Consider the following 19,641-nt stretch of genomic DNA (forward strand, 5'->3'; position numbering starts at 1 on the left):
GAACGTGAAAAGAAATAAGTGTGCAGATAAAATCGGGGAAATGACGTGGAACAGGATGATAGAATCATCAGAAAGCAGAAATGAAAAATGGCACTAAAATGTGCCATTTTTATGATACTAGTCACATTTTACTGCGTATTTTTAAGCCTTTCGTAGTAGAAGGAGGAAGTAACCACCACCTACAACAGAAGCCATTAAACCCGCAGGAAATTGCCATGGAAACCAAAGAGTTCGACCAAGCCAGTCAGCAGATACCATCAATATCGCCCCTACAAAACAAGCAACGATAAGTTGGTTCTTCGCTTTATACTGGCCTAATGCACGAGCGATGTGAGGGGCAAGCAGTCCGACAAAACTGAGGGGACCAATGACCAGTGTCGACAGAGCCGTCAGCAGAGACGCCATCACTAGCAAGAACAATCGGGTACGCTTGGTATTCACTCCAACCGAGACAGCAGATACCTGCCCTAGATTTAGAATATCCAACCAACGACTCGCGATAAACGTCCCGCCTCCCAATACCAAAACGCCAATAGCCAATGCCGACACATCACTGTAACTCGCCAAATAAGTTGAGCCCGACAACCATGTTAATAGTGCTTGTACATTATCTTGACCAGATGACAACGCCACTCGAAGGATAGCATCTAGCGCCGCGCTCACAGCAATACCCGTGAGAAGTAACTGCGACGGGGCATAGTTCGAGCGTTTACTAAACTGCAAGATCACCATCATCACTAGTGCCGCACCCACTCCTCCATAAAGGATTTGTTCGCCTCTTGTTGGTGTGAAGCCAAACCACGCGCAAAGTACCAAAGCCAATGCTGCACCAGAGCTAATACCCATTACCTCTGGGCTCGCCATTGGGTTAACTGTGATTCGTTGTACCATGGTCCCCGCTAAAGCCAGTCCACAGCCCGCAAATATTGCGCCTAAAACACGAGGAAGACGAAGGTTGAGAATATTAAGGTCCGCTGTAACACTCCAACCTAAATGAGTTCGCCCCAAGAACAGCGCACAGCTTGCTATCGTGAGTAATATCGCAGCAAGAATCAAAGAAACTAGAACAAAAGGTTTTGGATTGTAAACTTTGCTGGCAACTTCTTCTGCCTTAAAACTGGAAGCAAATTTGTGTTTAGTCAGTAACCAAAGAAGGCATGGTGCCCCAAACAATGCAGTCATCGCGCCGGTTGGCAATAGTTCACTTGAGACACCTGAGAATGGCTGAATGATCAGATCAGCGGTTAACAGCAGTAATGCGCCAACACCACCGCTAACAAACACTCGATGCACGAACCGTCTAGCACCAAGCATTTTGGCAATAGTGGGAGCGACAAGACCAACAAAGCCAATCACTCCCACTGTCGCCACAACAACCGATGTCACGATAACCGCGAGCGTCAGGCCGATGGCTCGAACTCTAGCGACATTCACGCCAGCCGACTCAGCAACTTCACTACCTAGTTCTATGGCAGAAAGCGGCCGTAGCATTGCCATGACCACCACTAGAATCACACTCAACACAGTTAAAATTGTGATGCTATTGTCCCAACCTTGCTGGGCGAGCGCGCCAGCTCCCCATACAAACAGACTAGTTAGCTGCTGCTCATTAAGCATAACCAACATCATGTTGGTCGCCCCCAAAAACAAAGTCACCACCATACCAGCCAGCACCATTTGCAAAGGAGCGAACCCTTTTTTAGCGGTCAACAAGAACACTAACGCGGCGGCAACCATACCGCCACCAAAAGCAAAGGAGTACTGAATAATACTGCCACCAGCAATGCCAAACAGCAGACTGGTCGTCATGCCAAGTTCTGCTCCAGCAGCCACGCCAAGTGTTGTTGGAGAGGCCAACGGATTTTGCAAAAGATGCTGCATTAAGCATCCCGCAATCCCCAACGCGGCGCCACATAGCAGCGCCATCGATAAGCGAGGGAAAAAGGTAAAATGGAGGATCAGTTGACGGTAGTCACTATCATCTCGATGAAAAAAGTAGGTCTGCCACTCTGTCGCCGATAATTGGTAGGGTAGCGCGTTATCTACTAGCCAGGTCAACGCCACTAATCCAAGGAGCACTAAAACAAGAGCTTTAATGTTATAGGAAGTGCGCTGTGTTGCTGTTAACTGCATCTGCAAACCTGTTAATGACCAAGTGTTGAGACTTGATTGACGACTTCATCACTGAGTCTCTGCATCGCTATCAAACTGCCAAATGTCCAAACTTTAGGAATAATTTTCACGCGATGTTCTCGTGAAAATGCCATGGCTCCCCAAAGTGGAGACGCGTTAAGTTGCGTTTGCTCTTGCTGGGTAAGCGGACCAAAAATAAGTACGTTACTGTCTTGATACTTGGCAAGCTGTTCAACACTTGCAGAAGAAAATCCCCAACTGTTAGTTGGACCATTCCAGCTATTTTTAAGCGACATAGCCGAGATAGTGTCATTCATCAGAGAACCTGTACTGTGGACTCGAACATGTTTATCGCCAATAAAGCGCACCATTAGGAATGGTTTACCGTTGTTCAACTGCGCGACCTTAGCGCCATTATCTGCCAGCTTTTTCTCTGTCTGCGCAATCACTGATTTGGCTTGTTCTTGTTTATTAAATACCTCTCCCAACATAGTCACTAATGATTTAGCATTCTCGTAAGGTTGTTGCTTGTCGTTGTAAATACTCATCGCAATGGTTGGTGCAATAGCGTTCAGTTTTTCATAAGCAGGCGCTAAATGACCACTCATCAGAATAAGGTCAGGTTTTAAGCTAGCGATAAGTTCTAAGTTTGGTTCACGGCGTGAACCGACATCGATCGTGTCTGAGGGTAATGCCGGCGACCCTACCCAATCTTGATAGCCTTTGACGTCAGCCGCAGCAACCGGCTGCACACCAAGCGCTAGCACCGACTCAGCTAACGCCCAATCAAGCACCACGACACGCTTCGGAGTTTGCTGGAATGTCACGGTTCCCAATTCATGCTGAACTGTTTTTGCCATAGACAACGTTGACACCACACTCAGCATAAATGCCATGAGCGTAGTAATGATGACTTTTGATTGAGTTCGATTTAACACAGCGAGCTTTCCTTGATTGGGTTAACGAACGTAGCTGATGACGTTCTGAGTTTGTGGGTCAGTAAAGGTAGAGAGAGGCATTCCGTAGATTTCTGATAGTGATGTTTCATTCATCACCGCTTCTGGCGAGCCATCTACAACAATTCGTCCTCGTTTAAGAGCCACCAGACGATCACTAAACCTCGCAGCCATATTGACGTCATGGATTACCATAATCACCGTCAGACCTAGGCTCTGGTTTAATTCTCGAATCAGTTTTAGTAACTCATATTGATGGGTAACATCGAGTGCGGAGGTTGGTTCATCAAGCAAGATACATTCGCTTTGTTGAGCCAAAAGCATAGCAACCCAGGCACGCTGCCTCTCACCTCCGGATAACGTACTCACGAAACGTTCAGCGAACGGCTGCAAGCCAACACGTTTAATGGCATCTTCGACAATCTGATAATCTTCAGCGTTATATCTGCCTAACACGCCTTTCCAGGGATAACGGCCAAACATCACTAGTTCACGAACTGTCACACCATCGGTGATAGGTGGATGTTGAGGAAGGTAAGCCACTTTCTTAGCAAACTCTTTTGGTGAGTAATCATCAATGATTTTGCCTTCTAGGGTCACCTCTCCTGATGCAGTTTGATTCTGGCGGCTAAGCATTTTAATCAAGCTTGATTTACCACTACCATTATGACCTAGCAGCGAGGTGACTTCCCCAGCAACAAAGTCCAAATCAAAAGGGACTAGGATTTCAAGTGAGCCTATTTCGAAGCTTGCTTGCTTTAATGAAAACATAATAAATTGAGCATCTTATTATTAAAGCAATTAATATAATTGCAAATGAGAAAGATTTGTATGCGCATTGTAATTACTTTAGAGTGTTCTGTCACCACTCTATAAAACCTCATTGCTATGCTCGACACTCACACCATTCCAGCGAAACAACGTCCGACACGCAATCTGTGGCTAATTGGCGCATTCGCTTCGCTGATCGGCTTTGGACAAAATGCGCTACTTGTTTCACTACCGATACTGGTAATGACCACAGATATTGACTTGGGCACATGGTCGATACTAATTGCCATTGGAAGTGTTCTATTTCTACCTAGCGCTCCATACTGGGGAAAGCAGAGTGATAAGTCTGGGCCTAGAAAAGTGGTCTCTATAGGATTGTTGGGCCTTGCTGTTACCTTTATCGGTTTTGCCCTGATCATCCATGCCCTAGAACAGAGTTGGATTTCAACGGCGACAAGTATTTTGTTATTGGGCACATTGAGAATAATCTATGGTTTGACAGTGTCGGGATTAGTGCCAGCCAGTCAACACTGGGCAATACAAACTGTTGGGAAAGAAAATCGCTTGAGCGCAATTACCTCTGTCAGCGCCGCACTTAGCGTTGGCCGAATTGGTGGGCCATTGCTATCCGTTGCCTTAGTTAAGTTAAATCCGCTACTTCCTTTCGCTTTCGTCGGTTCCTCCGCCTTATTTCTGGTGACACTGTGTCTATTGCAACCTTCAATACCATCGACAGTAAGCCCCAAGAAGATAAAAAGTCGTGCGCTTCTAGGTAGTATTAAAAGTTATATCACCATTGGGCTTTGTCTCTGTGCGGCCGTTGGCGTACTGCATTACTCGTTAACGTCGTTGCTGCAAAGCATACCTGAATTAACACCCGAACAATGGTCAAATTGGGTTGGCTATTTACTGACAACCAGTGCCGTGGCAACGTTATTGACGCAGCTATTTGTCGTAAAGAAAAAGCTGTTCTCAGTCAATCAGATGCTTATTCTAGGCGCCACTCTCACTCTCTTTGGCTACGGACTGTTTCTGGTACCTAGCATTACGACGTACCTATTCGCTATCATCGTTCTTTCTTCAGGTAACGCTGTAATGGCTCCAGCCTACACGGCAAAAGCGATGCAACATCATAGTGAAAATCAGGGACAGATCAGTGGGCTTATTGCAACAGGACATACTATCGGGTTTGGATTGGCAGGCCTTATCATGTCATTGAGCGCCTACTTAGACGTTGCTCCAATAGGGTTTAGCATCTCGCTTGCTGGTTTGATGATTTTACTTACATTTCGACAGCTCAAGACATAGTCTTTTTGGTTAAGATTGGAGCAGAATCGCAAACTAAATATGCAAGCAATTGCATTTTGAAATTATCCATTATTCTAGCGCCAGAGTATTCACACTCTCTACGTCAGACAAGGATAATCATCAGATGAAAAATAAGATAACACTCGCTCTAACTCTCACATCACTGCTGCCATTCTCTCAAGCGGTAGTCGCGCAAAGTTGGGGATACGATGCAGATAACGGCCCTGCACACTGGGGCTCATTCAGCAGCACATGCAGCCAAGGTAAAAATCAAAGCCCCATCGATATAGAAACACAATCGCTTACCGCAGCAGAGATGACGCCACTTGAGTTTGACTATTCAGGTAGCATTGGCAACGTTGTTAATAATGGGCATACCATTCAAATCAATGTCACGGGTAACAACACCTTGAAACTGGACCAACAAACGTTCACGTTAAAACAGTTCCACTTTCATACTCCGTCTGAGAATACCATTAACGGTAAACACGCCCCGCTTGAAGCGCATTTCGTCCACGCCAATGATAATGGTGAACTCGCGGTTGTTGCCGTTATGTACGACATAGGGAAACGAGAAGACTCTGCCCTTTCGGCTCTTCTGAATACACTGCCAGCAAATGGCCAGTCAATAAAAGTGGAATCAGATGTAAAACTTGAATCAATGCTTCCAAGAGTTCACAGCTATTATCGTTACAACGGTTCACTAACCACTCCACCATGTAGCGAAGGAGTACGTTGGATTGTCTTAACTGACCCACAATTTATTGAACAAGCACCTCTGGATAACTTATCTGACACTATGGGGAATAATGCACGTCCTATACAGCCACATAACGCCCGCCTGATTCTAAAGTAACTCAGCTCTAAATTGACAAGGGTGCTCTCTGTACCCTTATTTTAATTAACAAAATCATTACATTAGTGGTAATTTTTTTTGATCAACCTTCCAGAAATACGAATCCCAACCTTTCGAAAATTAACTCTTTGAACTGCTTCAAAGTTTACCGTACGCATAGCGTGTAACTTAACTGTTAAACAAAATTTAGAATATGTTGCAATGATGAGATTTTGAATAACACGATGTTCAAAAGCATTCCTTACTGAGAATAGTAGGTTAGCCTTGAATAGCGGTGGGCAAAACAAGGGGGTGCAGTATGCAACAGTGTGAGATCAACGTATACGATATGAGGAATAAGCAGCGGTTTATCGTGCTTAATATCGGCTTTAATGATACCACCAAAGCAGACTTCATGTGGAGCAATATGCCCACAACGAGTTGCAGAGATTACATTTCTCACCTGGTGGTGTCAGGCAACGTGGTCGCCAAAAAGTATATTACAGAAGATGACTTAAGTGACATGAATCGAGCTGTGTATCGCCAACAGCAGATGTCGATGAGTTGTTGACAGCGGTGCACTCAGATGCACCGCTATGACTACATTGGGTACGCGCCGTAGCGAGCTTATACCGCCACTGCTGCTAGTGTTTCTTTTAGGCCTTGTGCTACGTTTTTAGCAATCAGAAGCTTGCCTTTCTCATTACTGCCTTCTGCAGAAGTCACAATAAGATCCGTTAACTCTTCACCACCAAAACCGACCATTGTAGGGTTTTCTGATGGCACAGCAATCACGTCAATAACGTCGCCATCAGGTGAGATTTTAACCACAGATTGACCTGCATACATAGCTACCCAGTAGTTCCCTTCAGCATCTACACTTGCACCATCAGGACGACCATTGTGTTCAGTAAGGTCACAATGCACTAGTTGCTCACCATATTGACCTGTTTCAGCGTCGTAGCTGTGCTTATACACTTTACTTGAACCTGTATCTGCCCAGTACAACCATTGACCATCTGGTGAAAACGCTAGGCCATTACATGTCCAGGCGAACATTGGTAGCGCTTCAATCGTGCCATCAAGATGTAACTGATGGAATTGCCCTTGGTCACCAACCTTGGCGCCATTACGCGTACCAGCAACAAAGCGTCCACCAGGTGCAGTGCGACCATCGTTGTAACGCATGCGTGGAAACTCAGAGACTAACGGTGCCAAAGACGTTTTTTCTGCACCCCAATTGCTAATGTGATACATACCTGACTTAAGCGCTACGATGAACCCTTGCTCACCATGCATAGCGAAACACCCAATAGGTTCGTCAAACTCAAGTTTTTCGTTCACACCGTCTTTTTGGCGCCAAAGCTCTCCGTCACAGATGTTGACCCACATCCAAGATTCATTACGCCAGTCCCAGCGTGGACATTCCGCCAAATCAAAATCTAGATCGACGAACTTTTCAAACTGAATAGGTTGTGCCACGTTCATGTCCTTTTTGTATCAATTAAGGTTGGTAATTTTCTGGCACTGTTGTAACAAAATCAGCGCTAGGGCGCTAGCGCTGATTAACAATTTGAAGGACAAATTATGTAAGCAAGGGACGGAGAATCGTCCCTATTGAATGATCAGCGAAACATTCAGTCTCTATCGCCCGCTACTTTGAGCTGACTGGGATTGTTAAGCTGGAAATCGGATTTTAGATACGTGGTATTCGATGGCAAGGCAAATTTGGCTTCATGCTCAGCAACAATCTGATTTATCTTCATCAGTAATTCTTGCTGAATGGTCAAGAATGCTTCCCGCTCTTGGGTATCAATATGGGCGAATATATCAATATCCAGACTGTAATCGCTGAACGAAGAAAAATGTACTCTGAGTGGTGATGCCAAAATCAACTCATGTGCTTCCAACATTGAACGGATATCGCGGGTCAAGCTCACCATCGTTTCCATTGGAGTTTCATAGCGAAGATTGAGAGTCACCAAAAGTGGATAACGGTCCCTGCGACTGAAATTGATGATTTGCATTTTCACTAGATCGCCGTTAGCGATAGTGACTTGCGTTCGGTCTTTAGCGCGAATCAATGTAGAACGGACACCTATTTGCTCAACCACTCCAGAAACACTACCTACTTTACAAAAGTCGCCAACAGACAAAGACTTGTCCATAAATAGAATGACCCCGCCTATCAGGTTTTCCATCGTAGGTTTTATCGCTAGAGCAATTGCCATACCACCTAGACTTAGCCCGGTCACAATCCCATACACTGGGACACCCAAACGATGTAAACCGAACCCAAGAATTGCTACCCCACATAAGGTACCAACAATGGTTCCCGTGATTTGACTCAAACTCTTCTTCAAACCACTAACCTGGCCATTACCAGCGAATAATACTTTACAGCTTGAGGATGCGACGATGTATGCGACTTGTGCAATCAAAGGCCAGAACAATAACTCCCCTGCCACATTGAGAAGGTTCATCAGACCACCAGTTAGATTGAGCTGATAATCAGCAATCCATGTGTAGCCAAACAATCCCAATGCCATCAAAGAGGGCTTCAACAGCGCATGGTGCACCTGTCGATAGACCAAATACGCGTAACCTGTAAGAAGAGCGGTTAATAATAGGAACGCAACCCATTGCCATACAGCTTGATCTGCGATTTCAGACATCATCGAAGGAGGCAGCGAGTCAATAAGTGAAAACCACGTTGGCGGAATCAATCGTCCTGCACTCAATGAATAATATTGATAATAGTCAGGCGTAGAATCCAACTTCGAGGGTAAGTGCTTCACTAATGAGTAGTAATCATGAAGATTCGCCACAGTCTGTCTAGAGAAGAGATAATTACCAGATTCTTGCTTTACTATTTGTATATTAGTATCCGGAATCGTCCAACTTTGAACGTCTTTAGAATCGGGTATCATTGTCGGGTCAAAGCTCGGTATACGATCCAGAATCTCTTTCATTAACATTACCGATTCCATCGCAACTCTATGACGATTAAGATCAGAAATAGCAGAAAGATCAAAAGTTTGTGAGGCTTTGTCGAACAGCGCGTAGATATTCTGCTTTTGCTCCACACTTACATTGGCAATATCACCATAAACCTCTCCCAGAGCCAAATTCGCCTCAGTTACCCGCTTAAGGTAACTTTCATAAGTTGCTTTAGGCGTACTGGTATCTGGGGGTGCTAAAGGAAAAGCACTCTCTGCCCAAGAAGTCATGACGACACAATAACTCAAGAATACTATCAGCCAGTGTTTCATTTGGTCATCCATTAACAGTATGATTTTCTATAAGAATAGGATCTAATTCTTTGAATTCTCGTTTTTTCTTATTGAAATTATAAGAGTTCGAAGTAATGTGATTTATCTCTCCTAGAACAATTTAAGGGCCAGAATTGTATGACCATAAAAACACTAGATTCAAAAGTCGTATATAAGAACAATTGGATGACCGTTCGCGAAGATAGAATAGAACGCCCCAGTGGCAAAGAAGGAATCTATGGTGTAGTAGATAAACCCGACTGCGCGGTTATTATTGCCCTTGACGGCCAGAACATTCACTTAGTTCAACAGTTCCGATATTCGGTGGGTGCTCGCTTCTGGGAGCTTCCTCAGGGTGCTTGGGAGTCGAATCCCGATGCAGATCATCTGGATCTCGCCAAGGGTGAGTTATTAGAAGAAACCGGACTTGAAGCACAAAATATGACATATGTAGGCAAACAACTCATCGCGTACGGTTTCCTCAATCAAACCTGCCACGTTTACCTCGCTACTGAACTGACTCAAAAGCAACAGCGCCTTGATAGTGAAGAAGAAGATCTCATCACTCAGGCCTTCACGATCAAAGAGTTTGAAACTATGGTCATCGAAGGCGAAATCCAAGATATCGTTACCACGGGCGCATGGGGACTGACCAAAATGAAAGGCTTGATTCCTTAAAAAATCGGAAACTAGTCACAAAAGTACTTATAAAGTTCGATATTCGGTAATTATATCCCAAGCTGGAAGAATACGACCCTGATTGAGGAATGGCTATGGATCAGTTAACTCTTCAAGAGTGCTTAATCGACACACTTCGGCGACTAGAAACATACAAAACTACAATGTATTTGAGAGAGGACGCCTATGATCTTGAATCTGCGATTAAAAAGCTCACAGAGCAACTTTTTAGTCTTCAGATACTGAGCGAGCTAAAAGGGTCAATTGACGATATTTCTTCCTCTATCGAGCTCCTAAAAATGGTCACCAAAGAAGCAGATCGATCATTAGATCAAGGCTTTGAACTTGATGACGCACGAAAGTTAATTGCCCACACTCTCGAAGCTGATCGTGCATTATCTAAAGTAACACTTGGTGAACTCGGTCACATTTAACCATCCGTATTACTAATAGTTCAGGGAGCTCAATACCACAAATAGTGATAGACCACCCCACAAAGACCGCTTAACCAATTGTTTCAAAAGGGTTAGTACATAATTTACACTAAATTTATCTCATACTAACCCATTGATTTACATCATAAGAACTTGCTCTTGCCCATGTTAGCTTCTCGCTATCATATACATCATGGCGAATAGCAAGGAGCATTCAAATGAGCAGTTCTATTATCCTTCCCTCTACCAATTTATTAGGCAGTGGGTGTTTATCTCAAGCCGTAGATACCATTCACCAACAAGGCTTTAGCAAAGCGCTGATAGTGACGGATGCCGTTTTAACTCAAATTGGCCTCGTAGCAACGATTACTGAGCAACTTGCCGCCAAAGGCATGTCTTTTGCTATTTACGATGGAACACAGCCTAACCCTACCATCGACAATGTAGAACAAGGTCTCTCTACGTTAGTAGACAATGATTGTGATCTTATTATCTCTGTTGGTGGTGGCTCACCTCATGACTGTGCAAAAGGCATCGCCTTAGTCGCAACTAATGGCGGAAAAATCACCGACTATGAAGGGATCAACAAAGCGAGTAAATCACCCTTCCCCTTAGTTGCGATTAATACCACAGCTGGCACCGCTTCTGAGATGACGATGTTCAGCGTCATCACGGACGAAAGCAGACAAATCAAAATGGCGATCGTTGACCAAAAGGTAACCCCATTGATTTCAGTCAACGACCCTCAGTTAATGCTTGCCATGCCGAGCTCACTGAGTGCTGCAACAGGCATGGATGCACTTACTCATGCTATTGAAGCTTATGTCTCAGTTGCCGCGAACCCGATCACAGACACGGTTGCATTAAAAGCAATTGAGCTAATTACTAAACATTTGCCAACGTGTGTCAGCAACGGAAGTAACCTCGAAGCTCGGGAGCAAATGGCTTACGCTCAGTTTATGGCAGGTATGGCATTTAACAACGCGCTTCTTGGCTACGTACATGCGATGGCTCATCAGTTAGGCGCAACTTATCACCTTCCACATGGTATTTGTAATGCTGTACTCCTTCCTCATGTACAACGTTTTAATCTCACGGCTAACCCTGAAAAATTCGTCGATATTGCACAAGCAATGGGCAAAGAGGTTCATGGATTAACAACAGAAGAAGCTTCTCAGCTGGCAATTGAAGCGATGAATGAGCTTGCAAGAAAGGTAAACATTCCTGCGACGTTAGCAGAATTAGGTGTTAACCAAGGTGATATTGATAAACTATCAGAAAGTACACTGAATGATGTTTGCTGTTTAACCAATCCTCGTCAGGCAACTAAACAAGAAATCGCGGAAATATTCCAAGCGGCTTGGTAGTTAAATTGAAGTAGTCACAACCCCTAAATGTAATAGGCATAGCACCTCAGCTATGCCTTGCATTTACATTGTAAATCGAACTAAAAACCGTTAACAAACGCCTTCTCAACGTCGTGGGCCCAAAGCCTGACCGAACATTATTTGAACAATTTGACGACTGACATCGTAAGAAATTTGTCTAGCAAGGAGGAGTTAGAATGAACACAAAATTAAGCGCTTTAGAACAGTTTGCTCAGTTTGATAAGTTGGTCATACACTCACTTGAAATGTCGCTTTATCAAGCATCAGTGATTATTGATGGTGACGAACACTACATTACAGAAGAAGATGGGCGGCTGATACGCAGTCACAACATTGTTGATATGCGCAGATTGTGCCATAACATTGAGGCAAAGGAAGTCGTTCTAAGACAAGATAATGCGTATGACGAAATGATTGGAAGCCCGATTAGAGTGGGTGAAAACACTTTAGAAGTGCCCTTGGGAAGTTTTAGCTCGGTAATGTAATATCTCGCGAATAAAGTAGGGTGCAGTGCCACGCAATCGGCACTGCACTGAATTCAATTGAGACTGAATACCTAACACTTATTACATTTCGATTGTTTCGCTTCGTAATCCATGACAGCACCTCGCGAGTCGAAGGAGAAACGGCAGCATTGCTCATACACAGCTTTCAATTCTGTGCGACTTTTTTGCACTCGCGACTTCAGTGTTGAGTAACTAACACCTAGTTCCTCAGCAACTTCTTTCTGCGACTTACCCTCAATATCTATCGACTGTAAAAGCTCGGCCGAAGAATCAGACAATGAGCTCATCAGTGGCTGAATGCAACTCGCGAGTTGTTGCTTGGCATCTTCTTCTGAGCTTTCGTACCACAAAGTTTCTCCCTCTGCCAAAGAAGCTTTACCATTTGCTCGATAAAAATCGATTACGGAACGATTAGCGATTTGGAATAGCCAAGATTTGATGCTGTCTGGGTTCTGTAGCTTGTCGAGATTCTGATACGTTTTTATCAAAATTTCCTGCAGCACATCTTCCGCATCCGATTCGTTGGAAATCTTACTTCTCAAGAAGTTTCGCAAGCCAGTTTGATATTCTGACCAAATCCTTTCTAACATCATCAACTCTCTATGCTAATACTTGGTAAACTGATTACTTCACCGCACCGTGAGAACGGGCGCGTTTTAACCCATCCATGGCTAATATTAGTAAAGCAACCATCACCAATAAATACGTCGGCATATCACTCGCAGCCACACGCTCCCCTAACAGTAGTCCTACACAGAATACTAAAACAGGTTCAACATACCCTAACAAGCCAAAGAGCGACATAGATAAAGACTGTGACGCAAACAAAAAGAGCAACATAGGAACTGAGCCAGCTACCGCCAAGCCAACATAGTAAATCCAAACCGATGCATCCAATTGCTGGATATAACTCCACGGTTGAAGATAGAGTGTGGCCCCTAACGCAAATGGCAACAGGAATAAATTATCGAGCGCAAAACCAACATCGCTTTTGACACCCAAAGTCCTCCTATGGACGAAATAAACTGGATAGCCAAGCGCAATCAAAAGCACTATCCACGATAACCCTTCAGCCATCATATAAGCGTATATCACCCCGGCACCAGCCACACAGCAAGCCAGAGTTTGTAGCGGTGTCAGTCTATCGCCATAAACAAATCGCCCAACCACCACCAGCACTAAAGGTAGAGAGAAGTAGCCTAAGGCGACTGACAAGGTCTCCCCATATAGAGGTGCCCAAACAAAAATCCAGTATTGCGGCCCAACGAGTAACGCAGAGAACAAATACCGATGCCAGCGGTTGACTTGCTTTAGCGCGCTAAAAAGCATACCAATTCTTCGGCTCAGTGTAAGAAACAAGAGCACAACAAGCACACTCCAGATAATACGCTGTGCCGCGATCCAATGCCCTTCGCCTCCCGCAACATTAAATGCTTCTAACTCGGGCTGAAATTGAACATAAAGAGGCAATAAGCCAAACAAGCATGAGGCTAAAATCGACGCGCTAATCCCCTTCGCTGTGTCGGACAAGCTTAAGAACTTATTAATCATTGGACGCTTTTTATTTGTTAGGAATAACACGCGGACATTACCGCATTTTGAGCCTATTTTACATAGGATTTTTCGATGTCTGATTCACTTTTCATGCACTGTTTGCTGTGATAATTATCACTACTTTGTATCTTTTGCTTCCTTTCTTGCTCTACTCAGCCCACTAGAATTTATTGATTCAATTAGAGCACAGTCTCAAGGCCACTAGAGTAAACCTTCTAATGTCCAACTAAGACTCATAAAGCATTCGAATAGATGGCAGTTGGAGTATTTACTCATTCATCGTTAAACTACACAAATCTGACTTAGGAAGACCAGAATCCTTTATAGAATAAAGGAAAGATAGGGAGTCAACTTCATCTAATAGGCCTAACTAAGTAGCAAAACATGCAAATACCTAATAGAACCCACCTATTCGCTTTACTGTCACTACCACTTGTTTTCATTTCAAAAAACACCAGTGCGGGAATGATGGACAGTTTTATCGACCCTACGGACGGCAGACTGGATGGCAGCCAATTTATCTTGGATAACGCAGCTGGTTTTTTGCCAGTTCCCCTTACAGTCACTGACCCAGCAGTTGGCGTTGGCGGTGGTGCAGCGTTGCTTTTCTTCCACGAATCAGACGAACGTAAAGCGAAACGCTTGGCCGGTGAAAAAGTTGAAGATATTCCAGCCAGTGCTTCCGGGTTGATGGCGCTTGGAACAAGCAACGGCTCCCATCTTTATGGTGGTTTTCATTCTGGCAACTGGCGTAACGATAAAATCCGTTATCTTGGCGGTTTGTTTGGCGCACAGTTCAACTTGAAAATGTACGAACAAGATACCCCTCTCGATCTAAGTTTAAAAGGACTGTATTTCTTTCAAGAGATTGATTTTCGATTAGGAGAGTCAAACTTCTTCCTTGGTGGCGCTTACAGCTATATGTCTTCGACATCGACCTTCGACCAATTGAGTGAGCTAGCATTAAACTCTAGAGATGGACGAGTGGGCATTCGAGCGATGTACGATAGTCGCAACAACCAGTTTTCCCCAAGAGAAGGGACTAAAGCGGGTATCAAACTGGATTACCATAGAAAAGCCTTCGGGGGTCAATTTGACTACCAAAAATACAATGCTTATTTCCTCAACTACTCGAGACTTTCATCACAATGGGGGCTAGGGCTGCGCGCAGATGTGAAATCTATTTCGGACAACGTTGACCCACGAGCAGAAGTGTACGCCAAACCATTTATTGAAATGAGAGGCATAGCAGCCATGCGTTATCGTGGCGACAATACGGCCTTGGGTGAAATCGAACTGAGCTATGACATTGATAATCGCTGGACGATTCTTGGATTTGCTGGTGCAGGTACTGCATTCAATCATGATGAAAGCATCTCTAGAAGCAAAGTATATTATACCCAAGGTGCCGGTTTTCGATACTTGCTTGCCCGTCAGCTTGGTTTGCGTATGGGTATCGACGTCGCAAAAGGACCTGAAGAGTGGACAACCTATATTCAATTCGGTAGCGCATGGAAATAAACCTTTCCTCCGCTATGTCTAATGTGGCTAGTTGGGCAACCAATCTAGCCACAGTGATATCTTAGTTTGCCTGTTTCATACTGTATACCGAGTACAGTACTAAGCATAACCCAACGGCGTGATAGACAGTAAATGCCTCACCTAGAACAAACACCGCCGCTAATGCCGTAATGCCGGGACCTATATTTGAGGTGACACTCAATTCGGTCGCGGTTAGTCGTGCCATTCCAGCTGCGATAAGGTAAGAGGGAAGCACTGTGCAGAAGATTCCTAATATAATACCCAGCAAAATTAGAGGAAACGACCAGTCACTCGGACTAATCCCTGATAAGGACAAATGCACTAGGATCGCTAATCCGGCGCTACCCATACCAATACTGGTAAACAGCTCGCTTCCTATCTTACTTATGATGTTTTTACTTAACATTAAGTAAGCGGCAAACACGATGGCCGATGCTATAGCCAAGCCACTCCCCTTCCATACTTCTCCGCCAAAAGACTGTAAGTCGTGAGCGATAATAAAACCAATACCTAAATACCCTATACCAACGGCTTTAAGCACAAGCTTGGACGGCGCTTGTCCCAAAAATACCCAAGAAAATAGCACCACGAAGCTGGGGAATAGGAATATAAGTAACCGTTCGAGTTGAGCACTGATGTACTCCAATGCGGCTATATCTAGATAACTGGCAACGTAGTAACCTAAAACGCCTACTAATGCGGCTTGCCACCCATGACGTCTAACGTGCTGGCGCTTTTCCGCTGAACGACAAAGAATACAAAGCACCAATAAATAAAAAGGCAGCGAGCTAAATGCGCGCAACGACATGATGGTTGTAGCATCGCCACCATATTGAAAAGCGATTTTAATCAATATCGGCTTGAGTGAGAAAAGCGCCGCTCCAGATAAAGCGAACATTAACCCTTTAACATATTGGGGCTTCGATGACGTTTGGGATGATTCTATCGCGTTGCTCATTCTTACTCCCTTTCAATAAAGGCTACGAGAATAAGCGGTGTGGACTGGCTACGCTTTACTCGTAGCCAGGCACAGAAAAACCTACCGAGCTACTGGTATATCGAGTAGAAGCCAGAGGTAGTTAGACTGTGCAAACATATGAATTTCCTTAGTGATGAAATAACAGACTATTTCATCACCTATCAATATACAACTGCCAATACGGTTTTCATAAACAAGCAGCTAAGGGTTAAGCGAGATTTCGAAGATAATTACATAGCCATGCGATGGCATGATCGTTAATGCTAGCTCGGTTCCACACCAAACTGTATGCCACCTTACCGTATTCAAAAGGCAAGGGTTTTGCTACCAATCCTTTTGCTTGAAGCGCAATATCGGCCCATTTTTTAGAGCAAGTAAACAGCAAATTGGATTGATGACACAGTACAGCTGCCGCACCAAAGTCTGAAACATTCACTTTTACATCTCTAGCGCGATATTTCTGGCGTAGAGTCTGCTCAAAATAAGGGCGATTAAGTTCGGCATCTGAAATACCGATATGCTGACTATTTAGGTAATCATCAATTGTCAGTTCACGTCCTGCTAACGTGTTGCCAGAAGACATTAGGCAAACCAATTCATCTTCCAGAATCACTTCCCAAATCAACTCTTTGGTATTGGTTGGGGCTTGGCTCACATCGTGAGGGAGAATAATGAAATCTACTTGGCCACTGTGCAAAGCGTCGAAGCCAAATCGAGCCTTTGTCATGATTTGGAGTTTGGCCTTTGGCGTGCACTCTATGGTCAGCCGCGCCAAGGAATGCGCGAACAACTCAAAAGTGCTTTCTCTCATCGATAGGCTGAATCGGCCTTCAAATGAGTTTGGTTCAAATCGTGTTTGGTTCAATAAACCGTTCATACTTGCCAGCATAGAGTGAATCAATGGCGCGATTTTTACGGCATAAGGGGTTGGCGTGAGTTGAGAACCATCACGGTAGAACAATTCATCGTCTAATATGTCACGTAACTGAGTGATGGTTTTGCTCACACTGGATGGCGTAACCGACAGTACTTCTGCTGATTTGGTGACACTGCTTGTGTCAAGCATGACATGAAGCGCCAGAAGGTGCTTAAAGCCTACTTTTGATAATCCTTCGATATCCATCAAGTACTAATCCATTAGGTTATTGGTTAATTGCTCACAGATTCGTTTCAATGTCAGCGCGTCTTCCAGGTCCAACTGAGCCTTACATGCAATGGAGTTTGGGACTGACATGGCTTTGTCACGCAGAGCAAAGCCCTGTTCTGTGACAGTAATCATTCTCGCACGCTCGTCTGTTTCACTGCGTTTTCTCTCCACAAGCCCTTTCTGTTCAAGTCTTTTGAGTAAAGGAGTGAGCGTTCCAGAATCCAACTTCAAGTCTGCACCAATGTCTTTAACGTTCATCGGGGCTTTCTTCCACAATACAAGCATGGTCATGTATTGCAGATATGTCAGGTCAATCTGTTCCAAAATTGGTCGATAAGCACGCGTCAGCGCATTGCTAGCGCTGTAAAGTGCAAAGCAAACTTGCTTATCGATATCTAATGACTCTAGCTGGTCGAACTTCATATCTTTCCAAACCATTTATTTATATTGCGCACAATATACTTGCAATCACTCTTATTTGGCAATATGATTTGTGCACAATCTAATTATGCACAATCATTATTAATACAATAAGGAATGAATCATGTCTGCACTTTATACAACTTCTGCTACTGCTCTTGCTGGACGTAACGGTCAAGTGACTACAGATGACGGTCTATTAGATCTTGCGTTGTCATATCCTAAAGCACTTGGCGGCACGGGAACGGCGACTAACCCAGAACAGCTTTTTGCTGCTGGTTATTCAGCGTGTTTTTCGAACGCAATCCTTCATGTTGCTCAGCAGCAGAAGCTTGGCCTAAAAGCAGCGCCAACAAAGGCAACGGTTGCATTAAAAGCAAACGAACAAGGCGGATTTGTTTTGGATGTTGCGCTTGATGTGACATTAGATATGGAAGATGCCGCTGCTATTGAACTGGTTCGTGTTGCACACCAAGTATGCCCATATTCAAACGCTCTACGAGGCAATGTCGATGTTGCAGTTACTGCAAACGGTCAAGCTATCTAAAGAATTCTAGAGGGTGCATCGCGCCCTCTTCGCTTTTCCCCTCAAAAATGACCTAGCTTACGTGTCGTAACCACTTTATTTACCTATCGAAATTTTTAACTTTCATCCCTTTCACTTTGTTGATTTTGTCGACATAAAGCTAATGAAAAGCGATCCCGATCAAGAAAAATCGCAAAATTCACAGAAAAGTAATAGCCGACTCGAAAAACTTATTTTATAATGCGAATTAATGTTTCAGAACAAACTAAATTCTATTATTAGGGGATCAACATGAGACTTATTCCATTACAAAACGCAGAACAAGTAGGTAAGTGGGCAGCACGCCATATCGCAGAGCGTATCAATGCATTCCAACCAACTGCTGAAAAACCATTTGTTCTAGGTTTGCCAACTGGTGGAACACCTCTTTCTACATACAAAGAGCTGATCGCACTATACAACGCTGGTGAAGTAAGCTTCAAAAACGTTGTTACTTTCAACATGGATGAGTACGTTGGTATCGACCCTGAGCACCCAGAATCTTACCGTTCGTTCATGTACAACAACTTCTTCAATCATGTAGACATCCAAGAAGAGAACATCAACCTTCTTGACGGTCTTGCTGATGACATCGATGCTCACTGTGCTGCGTACGAAGAAAAGATTCGTTCATACGGCAAGATCAACCTATTCATGGGTGGTGTGGGTATTGATGGTCATATCGCATTCAATGAGCCAGGTTCTTCTCTAGCATCTCGTACTCGTATCAAAACTCTGACAGAAGATACTCGTATCGCTAACTCTCGTTTCTTCGATAACGATATCAATCAAGTACCTAAGTACGCACTAACTATCGGTGTGGCGACTCTTCTAGATGCTGAAGAAGTAATGATCCTAACTCTAGGTCACAACAAAGCACTTGCTCTACAAATGGCAGTTGAAGGTTCTGTAAATCACATGTGGACAGTGACAGCACTTCAAATGCACCGCAAAGCGATCATCGTTGCTGACGATGCAGCTCAGCAAGAGCTTAAAGTGAAGACTGTTCGCTACTTCAACGAACTTGAAGTTGAGAACATCAAAGGTCTATAAACCAACTTTTTGAACAAGGGTAATGGAACTTTTTTGTTACCCTTTGTTCTAAAAAGACGTCACTTGCAACAAAAAGTGACTAGCAATGGAGTGCTAACGT

General features: G+C 44.1%; 20 protein-coding genes. 10 read left to right on the forward strand and 10 right to left on the reverse strand.

Annotation, left to right across the window (positions count from 1 at the left end; genetic code table 11):
• Positions 1-141 precede the first annotated feature (141 nt).
• Genes fhuB through HW45_RS13330 form a run of 3 tightly spaced genes read right to left on the reverse strand, consistent with a single transcriptional unit; the run spans position 142 to position 3,860 of the window.
• Positions 142-2,133, reverse strand: a complete 1,992-nt coding sequence (gene fhuB, locus HW45_RS13320) for a Fe(3+)-hydroxamate ABC transporter permease FhuB (protein WP_038227383.1) — start codon at positions 2,131-2,133, stop codon at positions 142-144.
• Positions 2,134-2,144: 11 nt separating this feature from the next.
• Positions 2,145-3,071 carry an ABC transporter substrate-binding protein gene (locus tag HW45_RS13325; protein ID WP_107306048.1) on the reverse strand — a complete coding sequence of 309 codons (927 nt, stop codon included), beginning with the start codon at positions 3,069-3,071 and terminating at the stop codon, positions 2,145-2,147.
• A gap of 21 nt (positions 3,072-3,092) precedes the next feature.
• Positions 3,093-3,860, reverse strand: coding sequence for an ABC transporter ATP-binding protein (locus HW45_RS13330; RefSeq protein WP_038227386.1), 768 nt, complete (start codon positions 3,858-3,860; stop codon positions 3,093-3,095).
• 117 nt (positions 3,861-3,977) lie between these two features.
• Between HW45_RS13330 and HW45_RS13335 the strand changes: the two genes are divergently transcribed.
• From HW45_RS13335 to HW45_RS13345, 3 genes are all read left to right on the forward strand, one after another.
• Positions 3,978-5,168: an MFS transporter gene (locus HW45_RS13335; RefSeq protein WP_051868062.1), complete on the forward strand. Its 1,191-nt coding sequence runs from the start codon at positions 3,978-3,980 to the stop codon at positions 5,166-5,168.
• Positions 5,169-5,292: 124 nt separating this feature from the next.
• Positions 5,293-6,024, forward strand: a complete 732-nt coding sequence (locus HW45_RS13340) for a carbonic anhydrase (RefSeq protein WP_038227387.1) — start codon at positions 5,293-5,295, stop codon at positions 6,022-6,024.
• 298 nt (positions 6,025-6,322) lie between these two features.
• Positions 6,323-6,574: a hypothetical protein gene (locus HW45_RS13345; RefSeq protein ID WP_038227388.1), complete on the forward strand. Its 252-nt coding sequence runs from the start codon at positions 6,323-6,325 to the stop codon at positions 6,572-6,574.
• A gap of 56 nt (positions 6,575-6,630) precedes the next feature.
• On the opposite strand, the gene HW45_RS13350 is transcribed toward HW45_RS13345, so the two are convergent.
• Both HW45_RS13350 and HW45_RS13355 read right to left on the reverse strand, forming a co-directional pair.
• On the reverse strand, positions 6,631-7,485 hold the full coding sequence (locus HW45_RS13350; RefSeq protein ID WP_081875816.1) for an SMP-30/gluconolactonase/LRE family protein: 855 nt from the start codon (positions 7,483-7,485) through the stop codon (positions 6,631-6,633).
• Positions 7,486-7,640: 155 nt separating this feature from the next.
• On the reverse strand, positions 7,641-9,275 hold the full coding sequence (locus tag HW45_RS13355; protein ID WP_038227798.1) for a mechanosensitive ion channel family protein: 1,635 nt from the start codon (positions 9,273-9,275) through the stop codon (positions 7,641-7,643).
• A gap of 138 nt (positions 9,276-9,413) precedes the next feature.
• Between HW45_RS13355 and HW45_RS13360 the strand changes: the two genes are divergently transcribed.
• The 4 genes from HW45_RS13360 to HW45_RS13375 all read left to right on the forward strand — a co-directional run bounded on the left by HW45_RS13360 (position 9,414) and on the right by HW45_RS13375 (position 12,260).
• Complete coding sequence (locus HW45_RS13360; RefSeq protein WP_038227391.1) at positions 9,414-9,953, forward strand: NUDIX domain-containing protein; 540 nt, start codon at positions 9,414-9,416, stop codon at positions 9,951-9,953.
• Positions 9,954-10,048: 95 nt separating this feature from the next.
• Positions 10,049-10,387 carry a hypothetical protein gene (locus HW45_RS13365; protein ID WP_038227392.1) on the forward strand — a complete coding sequence of 113 codons (339 nt, stop codon included), beginning with the start codon at positions 10,049-10,051 and terminating at the stop codon, positions 10,385-10,387.
• 218 nt (positions 10,388-10,605) lie between these two features.
• Positions 10,606-11,754 carry an iron-containing alcohol dehydrogenase gene (locus tag HW45_RS13370; RefSeq protein WP_038227393.1) on the forward strand — a complete coding sequence of 383 codons (1,149 nt, stop codon included), beginning with the start codon at positions 10,606-10,608 and terminating at the stop codon, positions 11,752-11,754.
• A gap of 197 nt (positions 11,755-11,951) precedes the next feature.
• Entirely contained in the window at positions 11,952-12,260 is a 309-nt protein-coding gene (locus HW45_RS13375) for a DUF6482 family protein (RefSeq protein WP_038227394.1), read from the forward strand.
• 71 nt (positions 12,261-12,331) lie between these two features.
• Here the strand turns inward: HW45_RS13375 and sigZ are convergent, their stop codons facing one another.
• Together sigZ and rarD are read right to left on the reverse strand one after the other, a co-directional pair.
• Positions 12,332-12,871 (reverse strand): RNA polymerase sigma factor SigZ, encoded by a 540-nt coding sequence (gene sigZ / locus HW45_RS13380; RefSeq protein WP_081875833.1) that lies wholly within the window; start codon positions 12,869-12,871, stop codon positions 12,332-12,334.
• Positions 12,872-12,905: 34 nt separating this feature from the next.
• Entirely contained in the window at positions 12,906-13,832 is a 927-nt protein-coding gene (gene rarD, locus HW45_RS13385; protein ID WP_051868064.1) for an EamA family transporter RarD, read from the reverse strand.
• Between the two features lie 387 nt (positions 13,833-14,219).
• On the opposite strand from rarD, the gene HW45_RS13390 reads away from it, so the two are divergent.
• Positions 14,220-15,356 carry a glyceraldehyde-3-phosphate dehydrogenase gene (locus HW45_RS13390; RefSeq protein ID WP_081875818.1) on the forward strand — a complete coding sequence of 379 codons (1,137 nt, stop codon included), beginning with the start codon at positions 14,220-14,222 and terminating at the stop codon, positions 15,354-15,356.
• Between the two features lie 61 nt (positions 15,357-15,417).
• On the opposite strand, the gene HW45_RS13395 is transcribed toward HW45_RS13390, so the two are convergent.
• The 3 genes from HW45_RS13395 to HW45_RS13405 form a co-directional block, all read right to left on the reverse strand.
• Positions 15,418-16,335: a DMT family transporter gene (locus tag HW45_RS13395; protein WP_038227399.1), complete on the reverse strand. Its 918-nt coding sequence runs from the start codon at positions 16,333-16,335 to the stop codon at positions 15,418-15,420.
• Positions 16,336-16,564: 229 nt separating this feature from the next.
• Positions 16,565-17,479 carry a LysR family transcriptional regulator gene (locus tag HW45_RS13400; protein ID WP_038227402.1) on the reverse strand — a complete coding sequence of 305 codons (915 nt, stop codon included), beginning with the start codon at positions 17,477-17,479 and terminating at the stop codon, positions 16,565-16,567.
• 6 nt (positions 17,480-17,485) lie between these two features.
• Positions 17,486-17,941: a MarR family winged helix-turn-helix transcriptional regulator gene (locus HW45_RS13405; protein WP_031493923.1), complete on the reverse strand. Its 456-nt coding sequence runs from the start codon at positions 17,939-17,941 to the stop codon at positions 17,486-17,488.
• Positions 17,942-18,047: 106 nt separating this feature from the next.
• On the opposite strand from HW45_RS13405, the gene HW45_RS13410 reads away from it, so the two are divergent.
• Together HW45_RS13410 and nagB are read left to right on the forward strand one after the other, a co-directional pair.
• Positions 18,048-18,470, forward strand: a complete 423-nt coding sequence (locus tag HW45_RS13410) for an organic hydroperoxide resistance protein (RefSeq protein ID WP_031493924.1) — start codon at positions 18,048-18,050, stop codon at positions 18,468-18,470.
• A 270-nt stretch (positions 18,471-18,740) separates the two neighbouring features.
• The gene (gene nagB, locus HW45_RS13415; RefSeq protein ID WP_031493925.1) at positions 18,741-19,541 is read left to right on the forward strand and encodes a glucosamine-6-phosphate deaminase; all 801 of its coding nucleotides are present in this window, start codon (positions 18,741-18,743) and stop codon (positions 19,539-19,541) included.
• Positions 19,542-19,641 lie beyond the last annotated feature (100 nt).

The sequence above is a fragment of the Vibrio sp. ER1A genome (assembly GCF_000733315.1).
Classification (GTDB): domain Bacteria; phylum Pseudomonadota; class Gammaproteobacteria; order Enterobacterales; family Vibrionaceae; genus Vibrio; species Vibrio mediterranei.

Bases quoted from the DNA above. Each gene is read 5' to 3' on its own strand.
- HW45_RS13345 (WP_038227388.1), top strand. From the start codon at position 6,323: ATGCAACAGTGTGAGATCAACGTATACGATATGAGGAATAAGCAGCGG.
- HW45_RS13375 (WP_038227394.1), top strand. From the start codon at position 11,952: ATGAACACAAAATTAAGCGCTTTAGAACAGTTTGCTCAGTTTGATAAG.
- HW45_RS13370 (WP_038227393.1), top strand. From the start codon at position 10,606: ATGAGCAGTTCTATTATCCTTCCCTCTACCAATTTATTAGGCAGTGGG.
- HW45_RS13355 (WP_038227798.1), bottom strand. From the start codon at position 9,275: ATGAAACACTGGCTGATAGTATTCTTGAGTTATTGTGTCGTCATGACT.
- HW45_RS13360 (WP_038227391.1), top strand. From the start codon at position 9,414: ATGACCATAAAAACACTAGATTCAAAAGTCGTATATAAGAACAATTGG.
- HW45_RS13410 (WP_031493924.1), top strand. From the start codon at position 18,048: ATGTCTGCACTTTATACAACTTCTGCTACTGCTCTTGCTGGACGTAAC.
- rarD (WP_051868064.1), bottom strand. From the start codon at position 13,832: ATGATTAATAAGTTCTTAAGCTTGTCCGACACAGCGAAGGGGATTAGC.
- fhuB (WP_038227383.1), bottom strand. From the start codon at position 2,133: ATGCAGTTAACAGCAACACAGCGCACTTCCTATAACATTAAAGCTCTT.
- HW45_RS13390 (WP_081875818.1), top strand. From the start codon at position 14,220: ATGCAAATACCTAATAGAACCCACCTATTCGCTTTACTGTCACTACCA.
- HW45_RS13365 (WP_038227392.1), top strand. From the start codon at position 10,049: ATGGATCAGTTAACTCTTCAAGAGTGCTTAATCGACACACTTCGGCGA.
- HW45_RS13340 (WP_038227387.1), top strand. From the start codon at position 5,293: ATGAAAAATAAGATAACACTCGCTCTAACTCTCACATCACTGCTGCCA.
- HW45_RS13405 (WP_031493923.1), bottom strand. From the start codon at position 17,941: ATGGTTTGGAAAGATATGAAGTTCGACCAGCTAGAGTCATTAGATATC.
- HW45_RS13400 (WP_038227402.1), bottom strand. From the start codon at position 17,479: ATGGATATCGAAGGATTATCAAAAGTAGGCTTTAAGCACCTTCTGGCG.
- sigZ (WP_081875833.1), bottom strand. From the start codon at position 12,871: ATGTTAGAAAGGATTTGGTCAGAATATCAAACTGGCTTGCGAAACTTC.
- HW45_RS13335 (WP_051868062.1), top strand. From the start codon at position 3,978: ATGCTCGACACTCACACCATTCCAGCGAAACAACGTCCGACACGCAAT.
- nagB (WP_031493925.1), top strand. From the start codon at position 18,741: ATGAGACTTATTCCATTACAAAACGCAGAACAAGTAGGTAAGTGGGCA.
- HW45_RS13330 (WP_038227386.1), bottom strand. From the start codon at position 3,860: ATGTTTTCATTAAAGCAAGCAAGCTTCGAAATAGGCTCACTTGAAATC.
- HW45_RS13395 (WP_038227399.1), bottom strand. From the start codon at position 16,335: ATGAGCAACGCGATAGAATCATCCCAAACGTCATCGAAGCCCCAATAT.